Source organism: Hyphomonas jannaschiana VP2 (assembly GCF_000685215.1).
Taxonomy (GTDB): Bacteria; Pseudomonadota; Alphaproteobacteria; order Caulobacterales; family Hyphomonadaceae; genus Hyphomonas; species Hyphomonas jannaschiana.
Map to the genome: position 1 here is coordinate 416439 of NZ_ARYJ01000001.1, position 15556 is coordinate 431994.

13 protein-coding genes are annotated in these 15556 nt (G+C 63.1%); 1 reads left to right on the top strand and 12 read right to left on the bottom strand.

The genetic code is table 11. The annotated features are described in order from the left end of the window. Positions 1-3: 3 nt before the first annotated feature. Positions 4-615 carry a TadE/TadG family type IV pilus assembly protein gene (locus HJA_RS02045; protein ID WP_051597254.1) on the top strand — a complete coding sequence of 204 codons (612 nt, stop codon included), beginning with the start codon at positions 4-6 and terminating at the stop codon, positions 613-615. Positions 616-685: 70 nt separating this feature from the next. Here the strand turns inward: HJA_RS02045 and HJA_RS02050 are convergent, their stop codons facing one another. The 12 genes from HJA_RS02050 to HJA_RS02105 all read right to left on the bottom strand — a co-directional run bounded on the left by HJA_RS02050 (position 686) and on the right by HJA_RS02105 (position 15024). Next, a complete protein-coding gene (locus HJA_RS02050) occupies positions 686-2179 on the bottom strand; it encodes an MFS transporter (protein WP_035577499.1) in 1494 nt (497 codons plus the stop codon). 108 nt (positions 2180-2287) lie between these two features. Further along, positions 2288-3718, bottom strand: coding sequence for a UDP-N-acetylmuramate--L-alanine ligase (gene murC / locus HJA_RS02055; protein WP_035577502.1), 1431 nt, complete (start codon positions 3716-3718; stop codon positions 2288-2290). A gap of 64 nt (positions 3719-3782) precedes the next feature. After that, on the bottom strand, positions 3783-4895 hold the full coding sequence (gene murG / locus HJA_RS02060; protein ID WP_035577504.1) for an undecaprenyldiphospho-muramoylpentapeptide beta-N-acetylglucosaminyltransferase: 1113 nt from the start codon (positions 4893-4895) through the stop codon (positions 3783-3785). Next, positions 4888-6042, bottom strand: a complete 1155-nt coding sequence (locus HJA_RS02065; protein WP_035577506.1) for an FtsW/RodA/SpoVE family cell cycle protein — start codon at positions 6040-6042, stop codon at positions 4888-4890. Before HJA_RS02065 ends, murG begins: the two co-directional genes overlap by 8 nt. Further along, positions 6039-7454 carry a UDP-N-acetylmuramoyl-L-alanine--D-glutamate ligase gene (murD, locus tag HJA_RS02070; RefSeq protein ID WP_035577509.1) on the bottom strand — a complete coding sequence of 472 codons (1416 nt, stop codon included), beginning with the start codon at positions 7452-7454 and terminating at the stop codon, positions 6039-6041. Before murD ends, HJA_RS02065 begins: the two co-directional genes overlap by 4 nt. A gap of 10 nt (positions 7455-7464) precedes the next feature. Continuing rightward, entirely contained in the window at positions 7465-8658 is a 1194-nt protein-coding gene (gene mraY, locus HJA_RS02075) for a phospho-N-acetylmuramoyl-pentapeptide-transferase (RefSeq protein WP_035577511.1), read from the bottom strand. Beyond that, entirely contained in the window at positions 8658-10094 is a 1437-nt protein-coding gene (locus tag HJA_RS02080) for a UDP-N-acetylmuramoyl-tripeptide--D-alanyl-D-alanine ligase (protein ID WP_035577513.1), read from the bottom strand. The genes mraY and HJA_RS02080 overlap by 1 nt, the downstream gene beginning before the upstream one ends. Beyond that, positions 10091-11533, bottom strand: a complete 1443-nt coding sequence (locus tag HJA_RS02085; protein ID WP_051597255.1) for a UDP-N-acetylmuramoyl-L-alanyl-D-glutamate--2,6-diaminopimelate ligase — start codon at positions 11531-11533, stop codon at positions 10091-10093. The genes HJA_RS02080 and HJA_RS02085 overlap by 4 nt, the downstream gene beginning before the upstream one ends. Beyond that, a complete protein-coding gene (locus HJA_RS02090; protein WP_035577515.1) occupies positions 11530-13155 on the bottom strand; it encodes a peptidoglycan D,D-transpeptidase FtsI family protein in 1626 nt (541 codons plus the stop codon). The genes HJA_RS02085 and HJA_RS02090 overlap by 4 nt, the downstream gene beginning before the upstream one ends. Further along, positions 13152-13487, bottom strand: coding sequence for a cell division protein FtsL (ftsL, locus tag HJA_RS02095; RefSeq protein WP_051597256.1), 336 nt, complete (start codon positions 13485-13487; stop codon positions 13152-13154). Before ftsL ends, HJA_RS02090 begins: the two co-directional genes overlap by 4 nt. Then, a complete protein-coding gene (rsmH, locus tag HJA_RS02100; protein WP_241764274.1) occupies positions 13484-14512 on the bottom strand; it encodes a 16S rRNA (cytosine(1402)-N(4))-methyltransferase RsmH in 1029 nt (342 codons plus the stop codon). The genes ftsL and rsmH overlap by 4 nt, the downstream gene beginning before the upstream one ends. Further along, positions 14509-15024 carry a division/cell wall cluster transcriptional repressor MraZ gene (locus HJA_RS02105; RefSeq protein WP_051597257.1) on the bottom strand — a complete coding sequence of 172 codons (516 nt, stop codon included), beginning with the start codon at positions 15022-15024 and terminating at the stop codon, positions 14509-14511. The genes rsmH and HJA_RS02105 overlap by 4 nt, the downstream gene beginning before the upstream one ends. Positions 15025-15556 lie beyond the last annotated feature (532 nt).

The window sequence follows — 15556 nt, forward strand, 5'->3', positions numbered from 1 at the left end:
TCCATGTCCAGGAAAACGCTTCTCTCCCGCCTCAATCCCCGTCTGAAATGGCGCGGTATCCGTGGCTTGCGGTATAATGAACAGGGCATTTCCGCGGTCGAGTTTGCTCTGATTGCGCCACTGCTGATCATTCTGTACCTCGGTGCGATCGAACTCAGCCTGCTGATGGAGGTGGACCGCCGGGTTACCCAGACCAGCGCCAGCCTGGGCGACCTCACGGCGCGCCTCTCCACGGTGACCGATTCCGACATGGCGGAAATGTTCGCCGCCGCCAAAGTGCTGATGTACCCCTATGAAGCTGACTCGGCTCAGATGCGTATTACCAGCATTGTCGACAGCGGTGACGGCAATCCAAAAGTCACCTGGTCAGATGCTCACAACATGACCGCATATACCAAAGGGACGACCGTGACGCTGCCAGACGGCATCATGCCCTCCCCTGGCTCCATCATTATGGCTGAGGTCAGCTATGAGTATGTGAGCGAGTTCGGTTACATCATTTCGACGTCGAAAACGATTAGCGACAAATTCTATCTGCGGCCCCGGCGCGTGTCCGAAATTGCACGCGTATCAACGGCGGGCGCAGGTTCCAACCCCTTCGGCCCCACCAGCTGAACCAACTCCTCTCCCAGGAGCATTTACCGGAAGGCCAGCCTCTCAGGAGGCTGGCCTTCTTTACATTCAGCTATGCATCAAAGCCGCGTTTCGGCGCATGAACTTTCCAGAGGATGATCAATCCAGCCAGGAACATGAAGCCGATACCACCCATGCCGATCCGCTGGTTTCCGGTCACCCATGTGAGCAGGCTGACGATGCCTGGTCCCATCCAGACCGTCACCGTGCCTGCAATCGCGTACAGACCGAAGAACTCCCCGATCCGGTCGCGCGGGGCGATGTGCACCAGCATGTAGCGGCTGGAGGAAATAGACGCGACCACAGCGATTGCGACCGGGATCACGAACAGGAAGTAAGCAATGTCGGAAAGCGTACTAAAGAACGGGCTGTCCCATACCGGCGTGTTGGCAGGCATCAGCCCAAAGAACAGCGCGTCAGGCGTAATCGAAAGCTGGGCCAGCAGCAGGATGACCAGCGCCGAGATCTCCCAGACCAGGGCAAGCTTTGGCCCGAGCAGGCGGTCGAGGTAACCGCCCACGAATCCACCGACCGCACCGAAGAGAACACCTGTGATGCCAAAGAACAGGATCTCCACCCCGCTCCAGCCAAGGAAAGTCCCCGCATAGACCGCGCCAAGTGTCAGCAGCGCCGACATCGCATCTGCATAGATCGTCCGGGCAATCAGGAACCGCATGGTCTGCGGGTGTTCCTTGAACAGTCCCTTGAGATAACCGAACAGCACCCTGATCCGGTCAGCCGGGTTCTGGGCCTTGCCGGAATGGCGGTCTTCCCCGCGGAAAACATCCGCCGCAGCCTGTTTCCAGGTCATGCTTCGGCCACCCTTGATGCCATCTGGCATGAAAATGAAAAACGGGATCAGAAGGACGGCCATCCAGACAGCCACAAAGGGCCCGGAAAAACGTTCCGGCGCAAAGGTTTCGCGATCCAGCTTGATCACCTGCTCAGCCGGTGCAAACGGCAGCCCGGAACCGGGCAGAAGCAGACCGAACAGGAAGAAAATGAGGATCCCGACACTCAGAATGTTGCCCATCGAAAGGCCGAGACCGGAGATGTAAGGCAAGGCACTTGGCCGCCCTGCATTCGGCAGCATCGCATTGTGCAGCACTTCGGAATAGCCATAGCAGCAATAGGCCACCGCCAGCACGCCCATGGTTGGCCACATCGTCAGCGGTCCGTCCGGGCGGGCCCACCACAGACTGAATGAACACACGAACATGAGCGACATGAAGAAGGCGATCGGTGGCTTCCGCCGTCCGGCCTTGTCTGCGATGACACCCAGGAAGGGTGCCGTCAGGGCCGTCGCGATGCCCGCCAGCGTGATCGTCAGGCCCGACAGGCTGAGCCCATGCTCCCCGCCGCCAGCCAGCTCTTTTGCGAAATAGGGCGCGAACACATAAATGACGATCAGGTTGTAATAGGGATTGCGCGCCCCTTCGAAGACTGCCCAGGCCAGCCCTTTGATACCGAACGGTCCGCCATCGGCGTGCGTCGTTTCGGATCCGGGGACCGCAACCGCCGGTCCGACAACCTGCGTGTCACTCATGTATTCTCACTCCCATGGCCATATGCCGCCTCTTGCCGGGCGGTTTTGTCCAGCCTGCGACATCGCAGGCCAAAGGGGAAGTGTCCGGCAGCTGTACCTGCCGCGAGGTCAGCCTGCAGAATCGAGCTTCGAAGCAAGCTCTCCGGCATAGCGGGTGATGTCCCCTGCCCCGAGGCAGACGACCATGGCCCCTGGCTGGGCATGCGACCGGATAATCTCTGGCAGACTGTCGAGGGAATCGAGCAGAGAGACGGTCCGATGGCCATGCCGCCGGATGGAAGCAACCAGCGATTCCGCATCGAACCCCTCAATCGGGCTCTCCCCTGCCTCATAGACCGGCGCAACCAGCACTTCGTCCGCCTGATCGAAACAGCGCGAGAATTCCTCGAACAGATCCCGCAGGCGTGTGTAGCGGTGCGGCTGGCAGACGGCGATCAGCTGGCCCTGCCCCTGCATGGCCCGGGCCGCTTTCAGCACAGCGGTGATCTCCACCGGATGGTGGCCGTAATCGTCGATGATGCGGACCGGGGCCTCGCCCTCAACAGGTGTCCACTCCCCGACCGATGTGAACCGGCGCTTCACGCCGCCGAAACTGATCAGCGCGTTCCGGATCTGCTCATCTGTCGCGCCAAGCTCCAGCGCCACGGCAATCGCCGCGAGCGCGTTCTGGACATTGTGCTCACCTGCCATGGGCAGGGTCAGGCCTTCGATCATGCGCGGCATCGCCGATCCCGGCCGGCGCAGGGCCACATCGAAGTGCGCGCCCGCCAGATCGGTTTCCAGATTTACGGCGCGGATGTCAGCTTGCCGGTTGAAGCCATAGGTGATCCGGCGGCGGTCTGTCACACGCGCGGCGAGCGCCTGCACTTCCGGGTGATCCGTACACAGCACGGCGAAGCCATAGAAAGGCAGGTTCTCGACGAAAATGTCGAAGGCTTCGCGCAACTTTTCCATGGAGCCGTAATGGTCCATATGCTCCGGGTCGATATTGGTGACGATGGCGCAGGTCGGGTGCAGCTTTGCAAACGTGCCGTCGCTCTCGTCGCTCTCAACGACCATCCAGTCACTTTCGCCCGCCTTGTAGTTCGAACCATAGGCATGGATGATCCCGCCATTGATAACGGTCGGATCGATCCCCGACCCATCCAGCAGGGCCGCGACCATGGAGGTCGTCGTCGTCTTGCCATGGGTACCCGCCACGCAGACCGTGTATTTAAGGCGCGTGATCTCGGCCAGCATGTTCGCACGGCGCACCACCGGAATACCTGCGGCGCGGGCAGCCGCGACTTCCGGGTTGTCGCCCTTGATCGCGGAGGAAATGATCACCGTCCCGGCGCCTTTGACGTTCTCCGCCTTGTGCCCGATGAACACTTTCGCCCCGCGCTGGCGCAGGCGTTCGATATTGTCGGAATCCTTGATGTCGGAGCCCTGCACATCATAGCCCATCGTGATCATCACATCGGCGATGCCCGACATGCCGATACCGCCAATGCCGACGATATGGGCCGGGCCAAGATCAAAAGGTGTGGGGGAAGCCATTTTCTAAGGTCTCCGGGGTCTGGTGTGTGTCATGCTGCGCCAAGTCGGGGTGCCGGTCGAGACCTCAGTGCAGGGCCACGGCTTCGGCCAGGTCGGCAAGGTCTCCTGCCGCAGTCACCTTGGCAGAGTTCTTCGCAGCTTCGGCGCGTTGTTTCAGTTCGTCCGCGTCTGACAGGCGCGCGGCGATCAACTCGCCCAGCAATGCGGGATAGAGGTTTGCCTCAAGAATCATGTCGGCCGCGCCCACATCGGTCAGCGCCTCGGCATTGGCGGCCTGGTGGTCGTCCATGGCAATGGCGAGCGGGATGAGAATAGAGGGCCGGCCGACAGCGGCGAGCTCGCTGACGGTCCCTGCCCCGCTCCTCGCGATGACGAGATGGGCCGCGGCGAGCTTCTCCGGCATATCGGAAAAGAACGGTGCCAGCTCTGCCTCGACCATGACCTTGTCGTAAATGGCTTTTACCTTCTCCAGCTGTTCGGCCCGCACCTGCTGGATCACTTTCAGGCGGGCACGCAGCGGCGCGGGGATGTGATTGGCAATCGCCAGCGGAACACTCTCGCCAATGATCTGCGAGCCCTGACTGCCGCCGGTGACGAGAATGGTCAGCTTGCCGTCCGTAGGCGGATACGGCTGGTCCCTCACGGCCAGAATCGGCGCGCGGACCGGATTGCCGACCGCCTTGTGCGGCTTGCCTTTGGGCAGCCGGTCCAGCCGGTCAAAGCCGCTGGCAATCACGACGGCATTTGGTGCCATGTTGCGGTTCACGCGGCCAAGGACGGAATTCTGTTCATGGATCAGGATCGGCACCTTACGCGCTTTCGCAGCCGCCAAAGCCGGGAAGGCCGGATAGCCGCCGAAACCGGCGACGAGCGCAGGCTGCTTTTCCTTCATGATCCGCTTGGCCATCCCGATACCGGCCTGGATTTTCAGGAAAGCGCCCGGCAGGGTCCACGGTTTGCGGAAGTTGGGGGACGCGGCAAACACTTCCTCCTTCCATTCGGCCGGAAAGTCGCTGGCATAGTGGAGGCCTCGGCTGTCGGAGATCAGGCCGACGCGCCAGCCCCGCCGCCGCATCTCATCGGCAAAGGCCCGCGCCGGGAACATGTGCCCGCCGGTGCCGCCAGCTGCGATAATGACCAGCTTTCCGCCCGGTTCTTCGTTTGTCTCGTCAGCCATACCGGCCCCTTGTGCGCGTACCTTGTCCGCGCACAAGTGCCAGCGCAAGGCCCAGAGTCAATGCCGTGCCGAGCATGGATGAACCACCATAGGAGACAAATGGCAGTGTCATCCCTTTCGGCGGGATCAGGGCCAGATTTACCGCCAGGTTTATGGCAGCCTGAAGACCGAAAAGCGTGAAAAGTCCGGCACTTGCCGCCCGGGCATAACCATCCTCCACCCGCGCCGAAGCCCGGAAGCCGCGCAGGATCATCAGCGCGAAGGCCGCCAGCAGCACAATTGCGGCGATAAGGCCGAACTCCTCGGCCATGACGGCGAAGATAAAATCCGTGTGCGCATCAGGCAGGCGCGCCTTGACCAGCCCTTCCCCCGGACCGACGCCAAACAGGCCGCCGCGCCCGATGGCTTCCGCCGCACGGTCAATCTGCGAGTGGTCGCCATGCTGGACATTGGCAAAGCCGCGGATCCGGTCGCGCACGTGCGGCAGCAGCGCATAGAGCAGGCCGCCCAAGGCAACTCCGCCCCCGGCAAAGGCCGCGCCCCAGCGCCAGGGCAGGCCGCTGACAAAGAAGGTGACGATAAAGGCCGCCGTCAGCAGGAAGGACTGGCCGACATCCGGCTGCAACAGGAACAGGCCCACAGTGACCGCAAAGAAGATGAACGCCACAGTTTCCCAAATCCGGTTCGGATAGAGCTCCCGCTGCGCCAGCAGCCAGCCGGACATGACGATCAGCGCTGGCTTGGCCGCCTCGGACGGCTGCAGGGAAAAGCCGGCAATCCGGATCCAGCGATGCGCGCCCTTTGCCTCATGCCCGCCGCCGACGAGGATGTAGACCATCAGGCCGATACAGCCGAGCAGCAGCACCGCCGCAAAGCGCCTCGCCCAGGCCCGGTCCAGCATGCTGGTGCCCAGCAGCAGGATCACGCCTGCCGCCGCGAACATCGACTGGCGCATGGGGAAGAAATACGGGTTGTCATAACCGATGCGCGCCGCTGCGCTTGGGCCAGCCGCCAGCGACATCAGAAGGCCGATCGCCATCAGGAAGAATGCCCCCGCCAGGAGGCCCCAATCGACTGTGCGCCGCCATTCCGTGAACCAGGACGTATCTGACCGGGCAAGAAATGGCGCTGTGGCTGTATAGCTCAAGCCAGTTCCCTCAGCTCTGTGGGCATCATCGCCTCCACGATCGACCGGAACGTATCGCCCCGATGCTCAAAATCGCGGAACTGGTCAAAGCTCGCACAGGCTGGTGAAAGAAGAATGACCGGATTGTCGATTCCGGCGTTTCTGGCGTCACGGAAAGCCGCTTTCACGGCATTTTCCAGGGTTCCGCAGCCCTGGGTCGGCACCTTGCCCTTCAGCGTGGCGGTGAAGGCTTCCTCCGCCTCGCCGATCAGATAGGCTTTGTTGATGCGCGGGAAGTAGGACGCTAGCGGGCCGATACCGTCGGATTTCGGCACGCCGCCAGCGATCCAGTAGATGTTGTCGTAAGACTTCAGCGCCTGCTCTGCGGCCTGCGCATTGGTGGCCTTGGAGTCGTTGATGAAGCGCACGCCTTCAATCTCGCCGACGCGCTCCATGCGGTGCGCGAGGCCCGGGAAGGTTCTGAGGCCTTCCATGATGGTCTGCGGATCGAGGCCGAGCGCCCGGCAGGCGGCATAGGCCGCAACCGCATTCTGGTGATTGTGTTTGCCGGGCAACGCGGCACACTCAGCAAGATTGCCGATGAAGGCAGCATTGCCGCTATTGGAATCATAGAGCCGTCCGTCTACGGCGCTTACGCCGCGGCCCAGCGCATAGCTGGACGAAGCCTGGACCACACGCGCAGGTCCACGTGCCGCGAGGCCGATGGCGATGGACTGTGAGATCACATCATCAAAGCCGACCACGGCGGTGTCACGCTCGGTCTGGTTCTGGAAGATGCGCATCTTTGCGGCCTGGTAGCCTTCCATGCCACCATGGCGGTCCAGATGGTCCGGGCTGATATTCAGAAAGACAGCCACATTGCAGTGCAGGCTTTTCACAAGGTCCAGCTGGTAGGAGCTGAGCTCCAGCACATAGATCGCATTGGCATGCAGGGCGGCGAGGTCCAGCACGCCCGTGCCGATATTCCCGCCGATCCGGGCATCGCGGCCGGCATGTTTCAGGATATGTCCGATCAGGGCGGTCGTCGTCGACTTGCCGTTCGTGCCGGTGATGCCGACAATCTTCGGGCGGCCGCGCTCCGGCAGGCTCTGCACGGCGCGGGCGAACAGTTCCATGTCACCGACGACCGGCACACCGGTCATTTCCGCCATGCGCACGATCCGGTGCGGTTGCGGGAATTTGTAGGGAATGCCCGGCGACAGGACCAGCGCGGCGAAGGTCTGCCAGTCGCGCTTGTTGATGTCGGACAGGGTTAGCCCGGCTGCCTCCGCCTTGCGGCGGGTGTCTTCATTGTCATCCCACGCATGAACACGCGCGCCGCCGGCCTTCAGGGCCTTGGCAGCGGAAAGGCCGGTGCGGCCAAGGCCGAACACCGCAACATCCCTTCCTGCGTATTCCGTGATCGGGATCATGCGCGCTCGCTCACCTCAGCTTCAGGGTTGCAAGGCCCGCAAGGGCGAACAGGACGGACAGGATCCAGAAGCGGACGACGACGCGGGTCTCCGGCCAGTTCTGTTTCTGGAAGTGATGGTGCAGCGGCGCCATCAGGAAAATGCGCTTGCCTTCACCGGTCAGGCGCCGGGTCAGCTTGAACCAGCTGACCTGCATGATCACGGACAGCGCCTCGATCACGAACAGGCCGCCGATGATGACCAGGGCGAACTCGTGTTTGGTCGCCACAGCCACGACACCCAGCATGCCGCCGAGACCGAGCGAGCCGGTATCACCCATGAAGACTTTCGCCGGATAGGCATTGTACCAGAGGAAGCCCATGCCAGCGCCCATCATGGCACCGAGCAGCACGGCCAGCTCCCCTGCCCCCGGTGCGAACTGGATGCCGAGATACTCGGCAAAGACGAAGTTACCGGTCAGGTAGGCAATCATCGCATAGGAGGCGGCCGCAAACATCATCGGCACGATGGCGAGGCCGTCGAGGCCATCAGTGAAGTTCACCGCATTGGCGCTGCCGACGATAACGATCATGCCGAACAGGATGAAGAACATGCCAAGCGGCAGGAAGTAGTTGTTGACGAAAGGCACCGCGACGCCGCCCGAGAAATCCGGATCGGCCGGCGTCACGCTGGTTTGCGGGGCAAAGGCGGCGATCTTCTCAGCCAGCCCGTTCAGCGCGCCCCACTCTGCATGGCCTTCAGGAGTATGCGCCCCATGGAGCCCCATGATGAAGGCGCAAGCGAGCGCGGCGATGCCAAAGCCCGCCAGCAGGCGTACCTTGGCTGAGACGCCCGCATCGGTCTGCTTGGTCACTTTGGCATAGTCGTCCAGGAAGCCGAGGAAAGCGTAGGACACGGTCACGAACAGGGTGACCCAGATGTAGGGATTGTGCAGGTTTGCCCAGAGCAGGACGCCGACGACCAGGCCGAGCCAGATCAGGAAGCCGCCCATGGTCGGTGTACCGCGCTTTTCCAGCTGCTGCTCCAGCGAAAGGTCACGGATCGGCTGGCCCTTGCCCTGACGGGCGCGCAGGAAATTGATGATGGCGTCCCCGAACACCACCGTCACGAGGAATGCCGTCACGACGGCCGCACCCGTGCGGAAGGTGATGTAGTTGAGAACGTTCAGGATGCCGCTGTCAGCGGCGAGCCATTCGTACAGCATCAACTGACCCCTGCAGCACCTTCTGTGCCGCTTACCATCTTGCCCATGTCCGCCGCCGCGCTCCATTGGCGCAGACGGTCTGCTAGTCTTCCCATCCCGGATGCATTCGAGCCTTTGATCAAGACCACGTCGCCATCCCGGAGTGCATTTTCCAGTGCATTAAAAAGTTCGTCGGCCCTGGGTGCCCATACCTGCTGGAGGTCTGAGGGCAGCGCCTCGGCCAGGTGAGTCATATTGTCTCCCGCCAGGAAAACCCCTTCGGCGCCGGTCGCCACAACGGCCTCCGCCAGGCCGGCATGTTCCGCATCCGATCTTTCGCCGATTTCCAGCATTTCGCCCAGCGCCACGAGCCGGCGGCCAGCACCGCGTTGTTTCAATGAGGAAAGCGCGGCCCGCATGGAGCCCGGATTGGCGTTGTAGGCGTCATCAATCAGCGTAAAGCTGCCGCCGCCGGGCAGGGCGAGGCGCTCGGCCGTGCCGCGTCCGGGCGGCGGGGCATAGCCCGACAGGGCCTCGGCGCAATCGGCAACGGCTGCGCCACTCTGCGTCGCGGCCAGCAGGGCGGCGGCGACATTCATGGCCCAGTGCTCACCCACGGCATTCACAGTGACGAGAACCGGCTTGCCGACGACATCCACCTGAATCCGGCTCGCCGTGCCGTCCGTCTCGTAACCGACGATACGGGCCGTTGCGTCCTTGGCATGACCGAAGGTTTCGAGATTGCCGGTCGGGCAAAGGGTCCGCGCCCGGTCTGCGAGATATTCAAAGAACGTATCGTCCGCCGGCAGGATGAAGGTGCCGCCTGCCTCAAGACCCGCAAAAATATCGGCTTTCTCGCGCGCGATGACTTCCAGGCTGCCCAGACCTTCGAGGTGCGCCCCGGCGATACAGGTGATGAGGCCCGTATGCGGGCGGACCATACGGCTGCGCGGGGCAATCTCGCCCGGCGTCGACATGCCGATCTCGAACACGGCCCGTTCGGTCTCTTCCGGCATGCGGGCCAGTGTCAGCGGCACGCCCCAGTGATTGTTGAAACTCTTCGTGCTCCAGTGCGCCGGGCCGAGCGCGCGATAGATGCGTGCCAGCATTTCCTTGACGCTGGTCTTGCCGGCAGAACCGGTGATGGCAGTACGATGCGCGCCACACCGCGCGCGGGCGGCGACGCCGAGCTGCTCCAGCGCAGTCAGCGTGTCCTCGGCAACGACCTGCGGGCCGTCCCCTTTCTTGCGGGAGACGAGCGCGCCGGCGGCACCTGCCTCGAAAGCGGCTTCGACGAAGTCATGGCCATCGCGCTGGTCTTTCAGCGCAACGAACAGGTCACCCCGTTCCAGCGACCGCGTGTCGATCGAGACCGTGCCGGTCACCGTGAACGGCGCGGTTGCCACGCCGCCGGTGGCAAGAGTGATGTCGTCGGAGGTCCAGAGTGGCTTCGTCATGCACGCCCCGCTCCCAGCGCGTCACGCGCCGTGTCCTGGTCGGAAAAAGGATGGACTTCCTTGCCGATGATCTGCCCGGTCTCGTGGCCCTTGCCGGCGATGACCAGCGTGTCGCCTTTCTTGAGCTCCGCGATGACAGTGCGGATCGCTTCGCCGCGATCGCCGATCTCGCGAGCGCCCGGACACCCGGCGAGCACCTGCTTGCGGATCCCGGCGGCGTCTTCCGTCCGCGGATTGTCATCGGTCACGATCACGTCATCGGCCTGCCGGGCGGCAATCTCGCCCATCAGCGGACGCTTGCGGGCATCGCGGTCCCCGCCGCAGCCGAAGATGACTTTCAGGTTGCCGGCGGTGTGCGGGCGCACGGCGCGCAGTAGCACGTCCAGACCGTCCGGCGTGTGAGCATAGTCGACGAACACGGCAGCGCCGGTTTCGGTCTTGCCGACAAACTCCATCCGGCCTTTAACCGGCTGCAGATGTGTCAGGCCGTCTGCGACCTGGTCGAATTCCATGCCCAGCGACAGGCAGATGGCCGCCGCTGCCAGTGCGTTCAGCGCCTGGAACTCCCCGATCAGCGGCAGCTCCAGCGGCTTCTGTTCCACATCGCGCCAGAACAGGTTCAGCACCTGCCCGGTGGCACGCGGCATGATCTCGTCGATCCAGAGGTCCTCACCGCGCCAGCCGAAGGAGACGATCGGCATCAGATTGCCGAGCGCAGCTGCCTCGAAATCATTGCACTGTTCGGAGTCGGCATTGACGATGGCCGGCAAGCCCGGACGGCCAAGCTCGCGGAAGAGGCGCAGCTTGGCGGACAGGTATTCTTCCATCGTCTGGTGATAGTCGAGATGGTCCTGCGTGAAGTTCAGGAAGGCAACGGCGGACAGGTCCACCCCGTCGAGGCGGTGCTGCTCCAGGCCATGGCTGGAGGCCTCCATGGCACAATGCGTCACGCCCTGCCGGGTCAGCTCCGCCAGCGTCTCATGGATGGTCACCGGATCCGGCGTCGTGTGGCCGACATCGATATGGCCTTCCGGACCGATGGCGCCGAGCGTGCCCATTGAGGCAGATTTCAATCCGGCGCGCGCCCAGATCTGGCGGCAGAAATCGACTGTCGAGGATTTGCCGTTCGTTCCCGTCACCGCCACGACAGTGCCCGGTTGGGAATTGTAGAAACGCTTGGCCGCCAGGGCGAGCGCGCGGCGCGGCTCTTCATCGATGATGTGCGCGACGGACACGTCTTCGGCGCCGGCGTCGGACAGGATGGCCACAGCGCCCTTCCCGATCGCGTCCGGGATGAACTGGCGCCCGTCGGTGACGCTGCCCTTCAGGGCCGCGAACAAATAGCCCGGTTTCACGCGGCGGCTGTCAGCCGTCATGCCGGTGATCTCGATGTCGCCATGGGGCGCGTCCGGGAACAGGTCTTTGAGTTTACAGGTCACAGCGAAGTCCTCTCATCCGATCGGGCGCGGTAGCCGTCACCTGCAGGGCGGAGATCTTCAAAGCGTGGGGCGATGCCGAGCAGCGGCGCGACACGTTCTATGATGCGACCTGCGGTCGGCGCCGCATTCTGGGAAGCGACAGAGCCTCCCGGTCCGGCTTTGGGATCATCCAGTGTCACAATCATGGCGTACTGCGGGCTGTCATAGGGAAATATCGCCGCAAAGCTGGAGATATTGCGTCCGTCATCATAACCGCCCGGCACCGGCTTCTCGGCGGTGCCCGTCTTGCCTGCCACGCGATAGCCCGCCACTTCGGCATTCTTGCCCGTTCCGGTCAGCACGGCTTCGCGCATCATGGCGTTCACGAGGTCTGCCGTGATCGCAGACATGACGCGGACAGGCTGCGGCTTGCGGGTCTCGTCCACGATCAGGGTCGGCGTCACACGTTCCCCGCCATTGGCGAAGGCGGCAAAGGCAGAGAGGAACGTCATCGGCGTCACCGCGATGCCGTGGCCATAGGCCATCGTCGCAGCGGTCAGGTCGTCCATGCGTTCTGGCAGGATCGGCGCGGCACTGCCGGCGAGTTCCACCGGCGAGCGGTCGAGCAGGCCGGCCCTTTTCAGGAAGTCCTGCTGGCGGCGCGGGCCCAGTTTCTGGTTGATGTGTACCGTGCCAATGTTCGAGCTCTCGGCAATGATGGTCGTCACATTCACCCGCGTGCCGATGGGGTGCAGATCCGAGATCGTGTAACCGCGCATCTCGATCGGATCGTGGACATCGAACATGTCGGTCGGGCGGATCGCGCCGGCCTCGAGCGCGGCCGCAACGGTCAGAGGCTTGAAGACGGAGCCCAGTTCATACAACGCGCCTGTCGCCCGGTTCATGCGGGACGGATCGTCGATGGCGATGTCGGAAGACCGGTTCGGATTGAAGGGCGGCCAGCTGGCCATGGCGCGGACCTCACCGGTGCGCGCCTCCAGCAGGATGACGGCAGCGCCTTCGAACCCGTCTGCGGCGGCAGAGGCGGCCAGTTCGGCTTCGACAGCTGCCTGCACACCATTGTCGATGGTCAGGCGCAGCGGCTCCCCGCCCGCAGCGAGGCGGTCATTCTGGCTGAACTCGATGCCGCCGGCGCCGACGCCGTCGATATTCACGAAGCCCAGCACCTGTCCGGCCAGCGTGCCGCGCGGATAGGCCCGGCTGATCTCTTCCTTGAACCAAAGGCCTTCGAGGCCCAGGTCGAACACGGTCTGGCGCTGGCGGGGCGTCAGGCCCCGCTTCACCCAGACAAACTCTCTGGACTGATCGGACAGGCGGCTGGTCAGACTGTCCGCATCGAGATCGGGCAGGACACCGGCAAGTCGGGTCGCCACTTCACGCGGGTCCCAGATCAGCTGCGGGTTGGCGACCAGCGAATAGACCGAGACGGAAGTTGCCAGCTGTTCCCCATTGCGGTCGACAATGTCGGCGCGGGCAATCTGTTCCCCGGCGCGCGCAGCATACCCGCCGGAATCGCGGTCAGGCGACAGCGCCAGGTAGCCGGCCTTGCCGGCCAGCACCACAAACAGCGCGCTGAGGCCGAGGCCGACCAGCCGTGTCCGGTGGCGCGACGCCTCGGTCATTCAGGCGCCTCCATGGAACGGGGCGCCGCATCGGCAGCCGGGTCTTCGGGCAGGCCGACCAGCGCATCCAGATCACGCTCATTGGCCATCTGTTCCGGGCGCGGCGGCGCCATGCCCAGCTCGTTGCGGGCATATTCCTCGATCCATTCGCGGCGGCTCATATGGGAGAGTTCGGTCTCCAGCAGCGCCTTTTCGTGGCGGGCGTCCTCGATCTGGGCCTCAACCGCCATCAGTTCAGCGGCCGTATCCTTGGCGCCATATTTCGCCCGGTAGAGGCTGAACACCAGCAATCCGACAATGACGAGACCCAGAATGAATGCACGGCGGCTCATGACACATCCTCCAGTTTCGAAAGCGGGGGCAGGTTCATGCCGTCATCCGCCTCTTCCTCGATTGCAGGCGCCTCGGTCCGGATCGCCGCCCGCAATTTTGCGGATCGTGCACGTGGATTGCCTTCCACTTCCTTATCCTGAGGCAGGATCGCCTTGTTCGGGCGCAGTTCGAAGGTCGGTTCCGGGCCTTTGGCCATCAGGGGCATGTGGCGAGAACCGCCGGCATTCTTGCCGGACCGGTTGCGAAGCCACTGCTTCACCATCCGGTCTTCGAGGGAATGGAACGTCACAACGACCAGACGCCCGCCGGGCTTCAGCAGCTTTTCCGCGGCCACGAGCGCCCGGGCCAGTTCGCCCAGCTCGTCGTTCACATACATGCGGATCGCCTGGAAGGTCAGCGTGGCGGGGTGAATCCGGCTGCCTTTCCGGCCGCCCACAGCCGCCTCCACCGTCTGGGCGAGGTCCAGCGTGGTTTCGAAGGGCTGCTCCTTGCGGCGATTGACGATCTGGCGGGCGATCCGGCGCGCCTGCTTCTCTTCGCCGAGGCGGAAGATGACATTGGCGAGATCGCCTTCTTCCATATGGTTCACGACATCGGCCGCGGTCGGACCGGCAGCGCCCATGCGCATGTCGAGCGGGCCGTCCTTGTTGAAGGAAAAGCCGCGATGGCCTTCGTCGATCTGGAAACTGGAGACGCCAATATCCAGCACCACGGCATCAACCGTGTCGCATCCGGTGGCCTCAACCAGGGCGTCCATCTCGCCAAACCGGCCCAGTAGCGGGGTAATGCGGTCGGTCTGGGCGGCAAGGGCCTCGGCCCGCATGATGGCATCGAGGTCGCGGTCGATGGCGAAAACAGAGCACTTCGCAGCCGTCAGGATGGCGCGGGTATAGCCGCCGCCGCCGAACGTGCCGTCGACGATCTTGTCACCATCCTTGATGTCGAGGGCGGCGAGCACCTCGTCCAGCATGACGGGCTTGTGCCCGGAAGCGGGGGATTCAGGCCGGGGTTTGGTGGTCATCATCCATCCCCTCCCTCAACCAGTTTGAGGTCCGGGTAGAGACCCATTTCGTGCTGGCGCAGCACTTCATTATAGGCCTCGCCCAGCGCTTCCAGCGTCTCGGGTTTCGCAGCCGTTTCGGCCATGGCCGTGGTAAATTCGGCGTGCTTTTCGGGGTTCCAGATCTGGAAGCTGTCGATATTGCCGGCGAACTTCACACGGCCGTCCAGCCTGGCCGCAGCGATCAGCTCGTCGGTCAGCTTGATGCGGCCGGTATCGTCCATCTTCAGGTCCGCAGACCCGGCGATGATCGAGGACACGAGTGCTTTGCGGACCGGAGATTGCGGGGGCAGGCGGGTCAGGGTCGCGCGGTACATGGCCATCAGGGCTTCGCCGCCGCCTTCCAGACAGCCGGATCCGTCGAGGGCAGGCCACAGGAAAATCCGGTTTCCACCACCAAGCGCAGCGCGAAAGGGAGCCGGGATGGAGACCCGCCCTTTAGCGTCAATTGCACTTTCATAGGTGGATACAAACACCCGCCAGCCCGTTCTTCGTTTGCCTAAACCCCGCATGGGTAAACCATGTCTTAATTTGGAGTATCATGGGCAGACGTGGGCCTCAATGGGCCACAGACCGGAATCGAAATATCCACAACAGCATCGAACAGGAACAATAAGCGACTGAAGAGTGAACAAACCGGAACAACAGGGTGGGATCGTATGGGCGCCGGATGAATTTCCTTTTTGAATCAGCTCGATGCCGAAACAGACTCGGTTATCCACAGGCAGATGAAAAGTTACTGAGTTTTTAATATTTCCCGCCCGGGATTTGCCCAGGGCCTCAAAGGCCAGTTTGCGGAGTCTCGGATTTACTTGCCGGAGACACGCCGTCGACTTGCCGACCGCAAGCAACAGGAACGGTTCAGCACGCACATACGCAGATCACGTTCGGGCCACTCATGGTCCGTTATGATCATGCTGAAGTCAGGAGATGGAAGGAAATAGGCCCGACAAGCCATCTGGCTTGGGAGGGGGACGGTGCCGAGCGCCCTGATGGGTGGCGGGCGCT

Bases quoted from the DNA above. Each gene is read 5' to 3' on its own strand.
- HJA_RS02045 (WP_051597254.1), top strand. From the start codon at position 4: ATGTCCAGGAAAACGCTTCTCTCCCGCCTCAATCCCCGTCTGAAATGG.
- HJA_RS02050 (WP_035577499.1), bottom strand. From the start codon at position 2,179: ATGAGTGACACGCAGGTTGTCGGACCGGCGGTTGCGGTCCCCGGATCC.
- murC (WP_035577502.1), bottom strand. From the start codon at position 3,718: ATGGCTTCCCCCACACCTTTTGATCTTGGCCCGGCCCATATCGTCGGC.
- murG (WP_035577504.1), bottom strand. From the start codon at position 4,895: ATGGCTGACGAGACAAACGAAGAACCGGGCGGAAAGCTGGTCATTATC.
- murD (WP_035577509.1), bottom strand. From the start codon at position 7,454: ATGATCCCGATCACGGAATACGCAGGAAGGGATGTTGCGGTGTTCGGC.
- mraY (WP_035577511.1), bottom strand. From the start codon at position 8,658: ATGCTGTACGAATGGCTCGCCGCTGACAGCGGCATCCTGAACGTTCTC.
- HJA_RS02080 (WP_035577513.1), bottom strand. From the start codon at position 10,094: ATGACGAAGCCACTCTGGACCTCCGACGACATCACTCTTGCCACCGGC.
- HJA_RS02090 (WP_035577515.1), bottom strand. From the start codon at position 13,155: ATGACCGAGGCGTCGCGCCACCGGACACGGCTGGTCGGCCTCGGCCTC.
- ftsL (WP_051597256.1), bottom strand. From the start codon at position 13,487: ATGAGCCGCCGTGCATTCATTCTGGGTCTCGTCATTGTCGGATTGCTG.
- rsmH (WP_241764274.1), bottom strand. From the start codon at position 14,512: ATGATGACCACCAAACCCCGGCCTGAATCCCCCGCTTCCGGGCACAAG.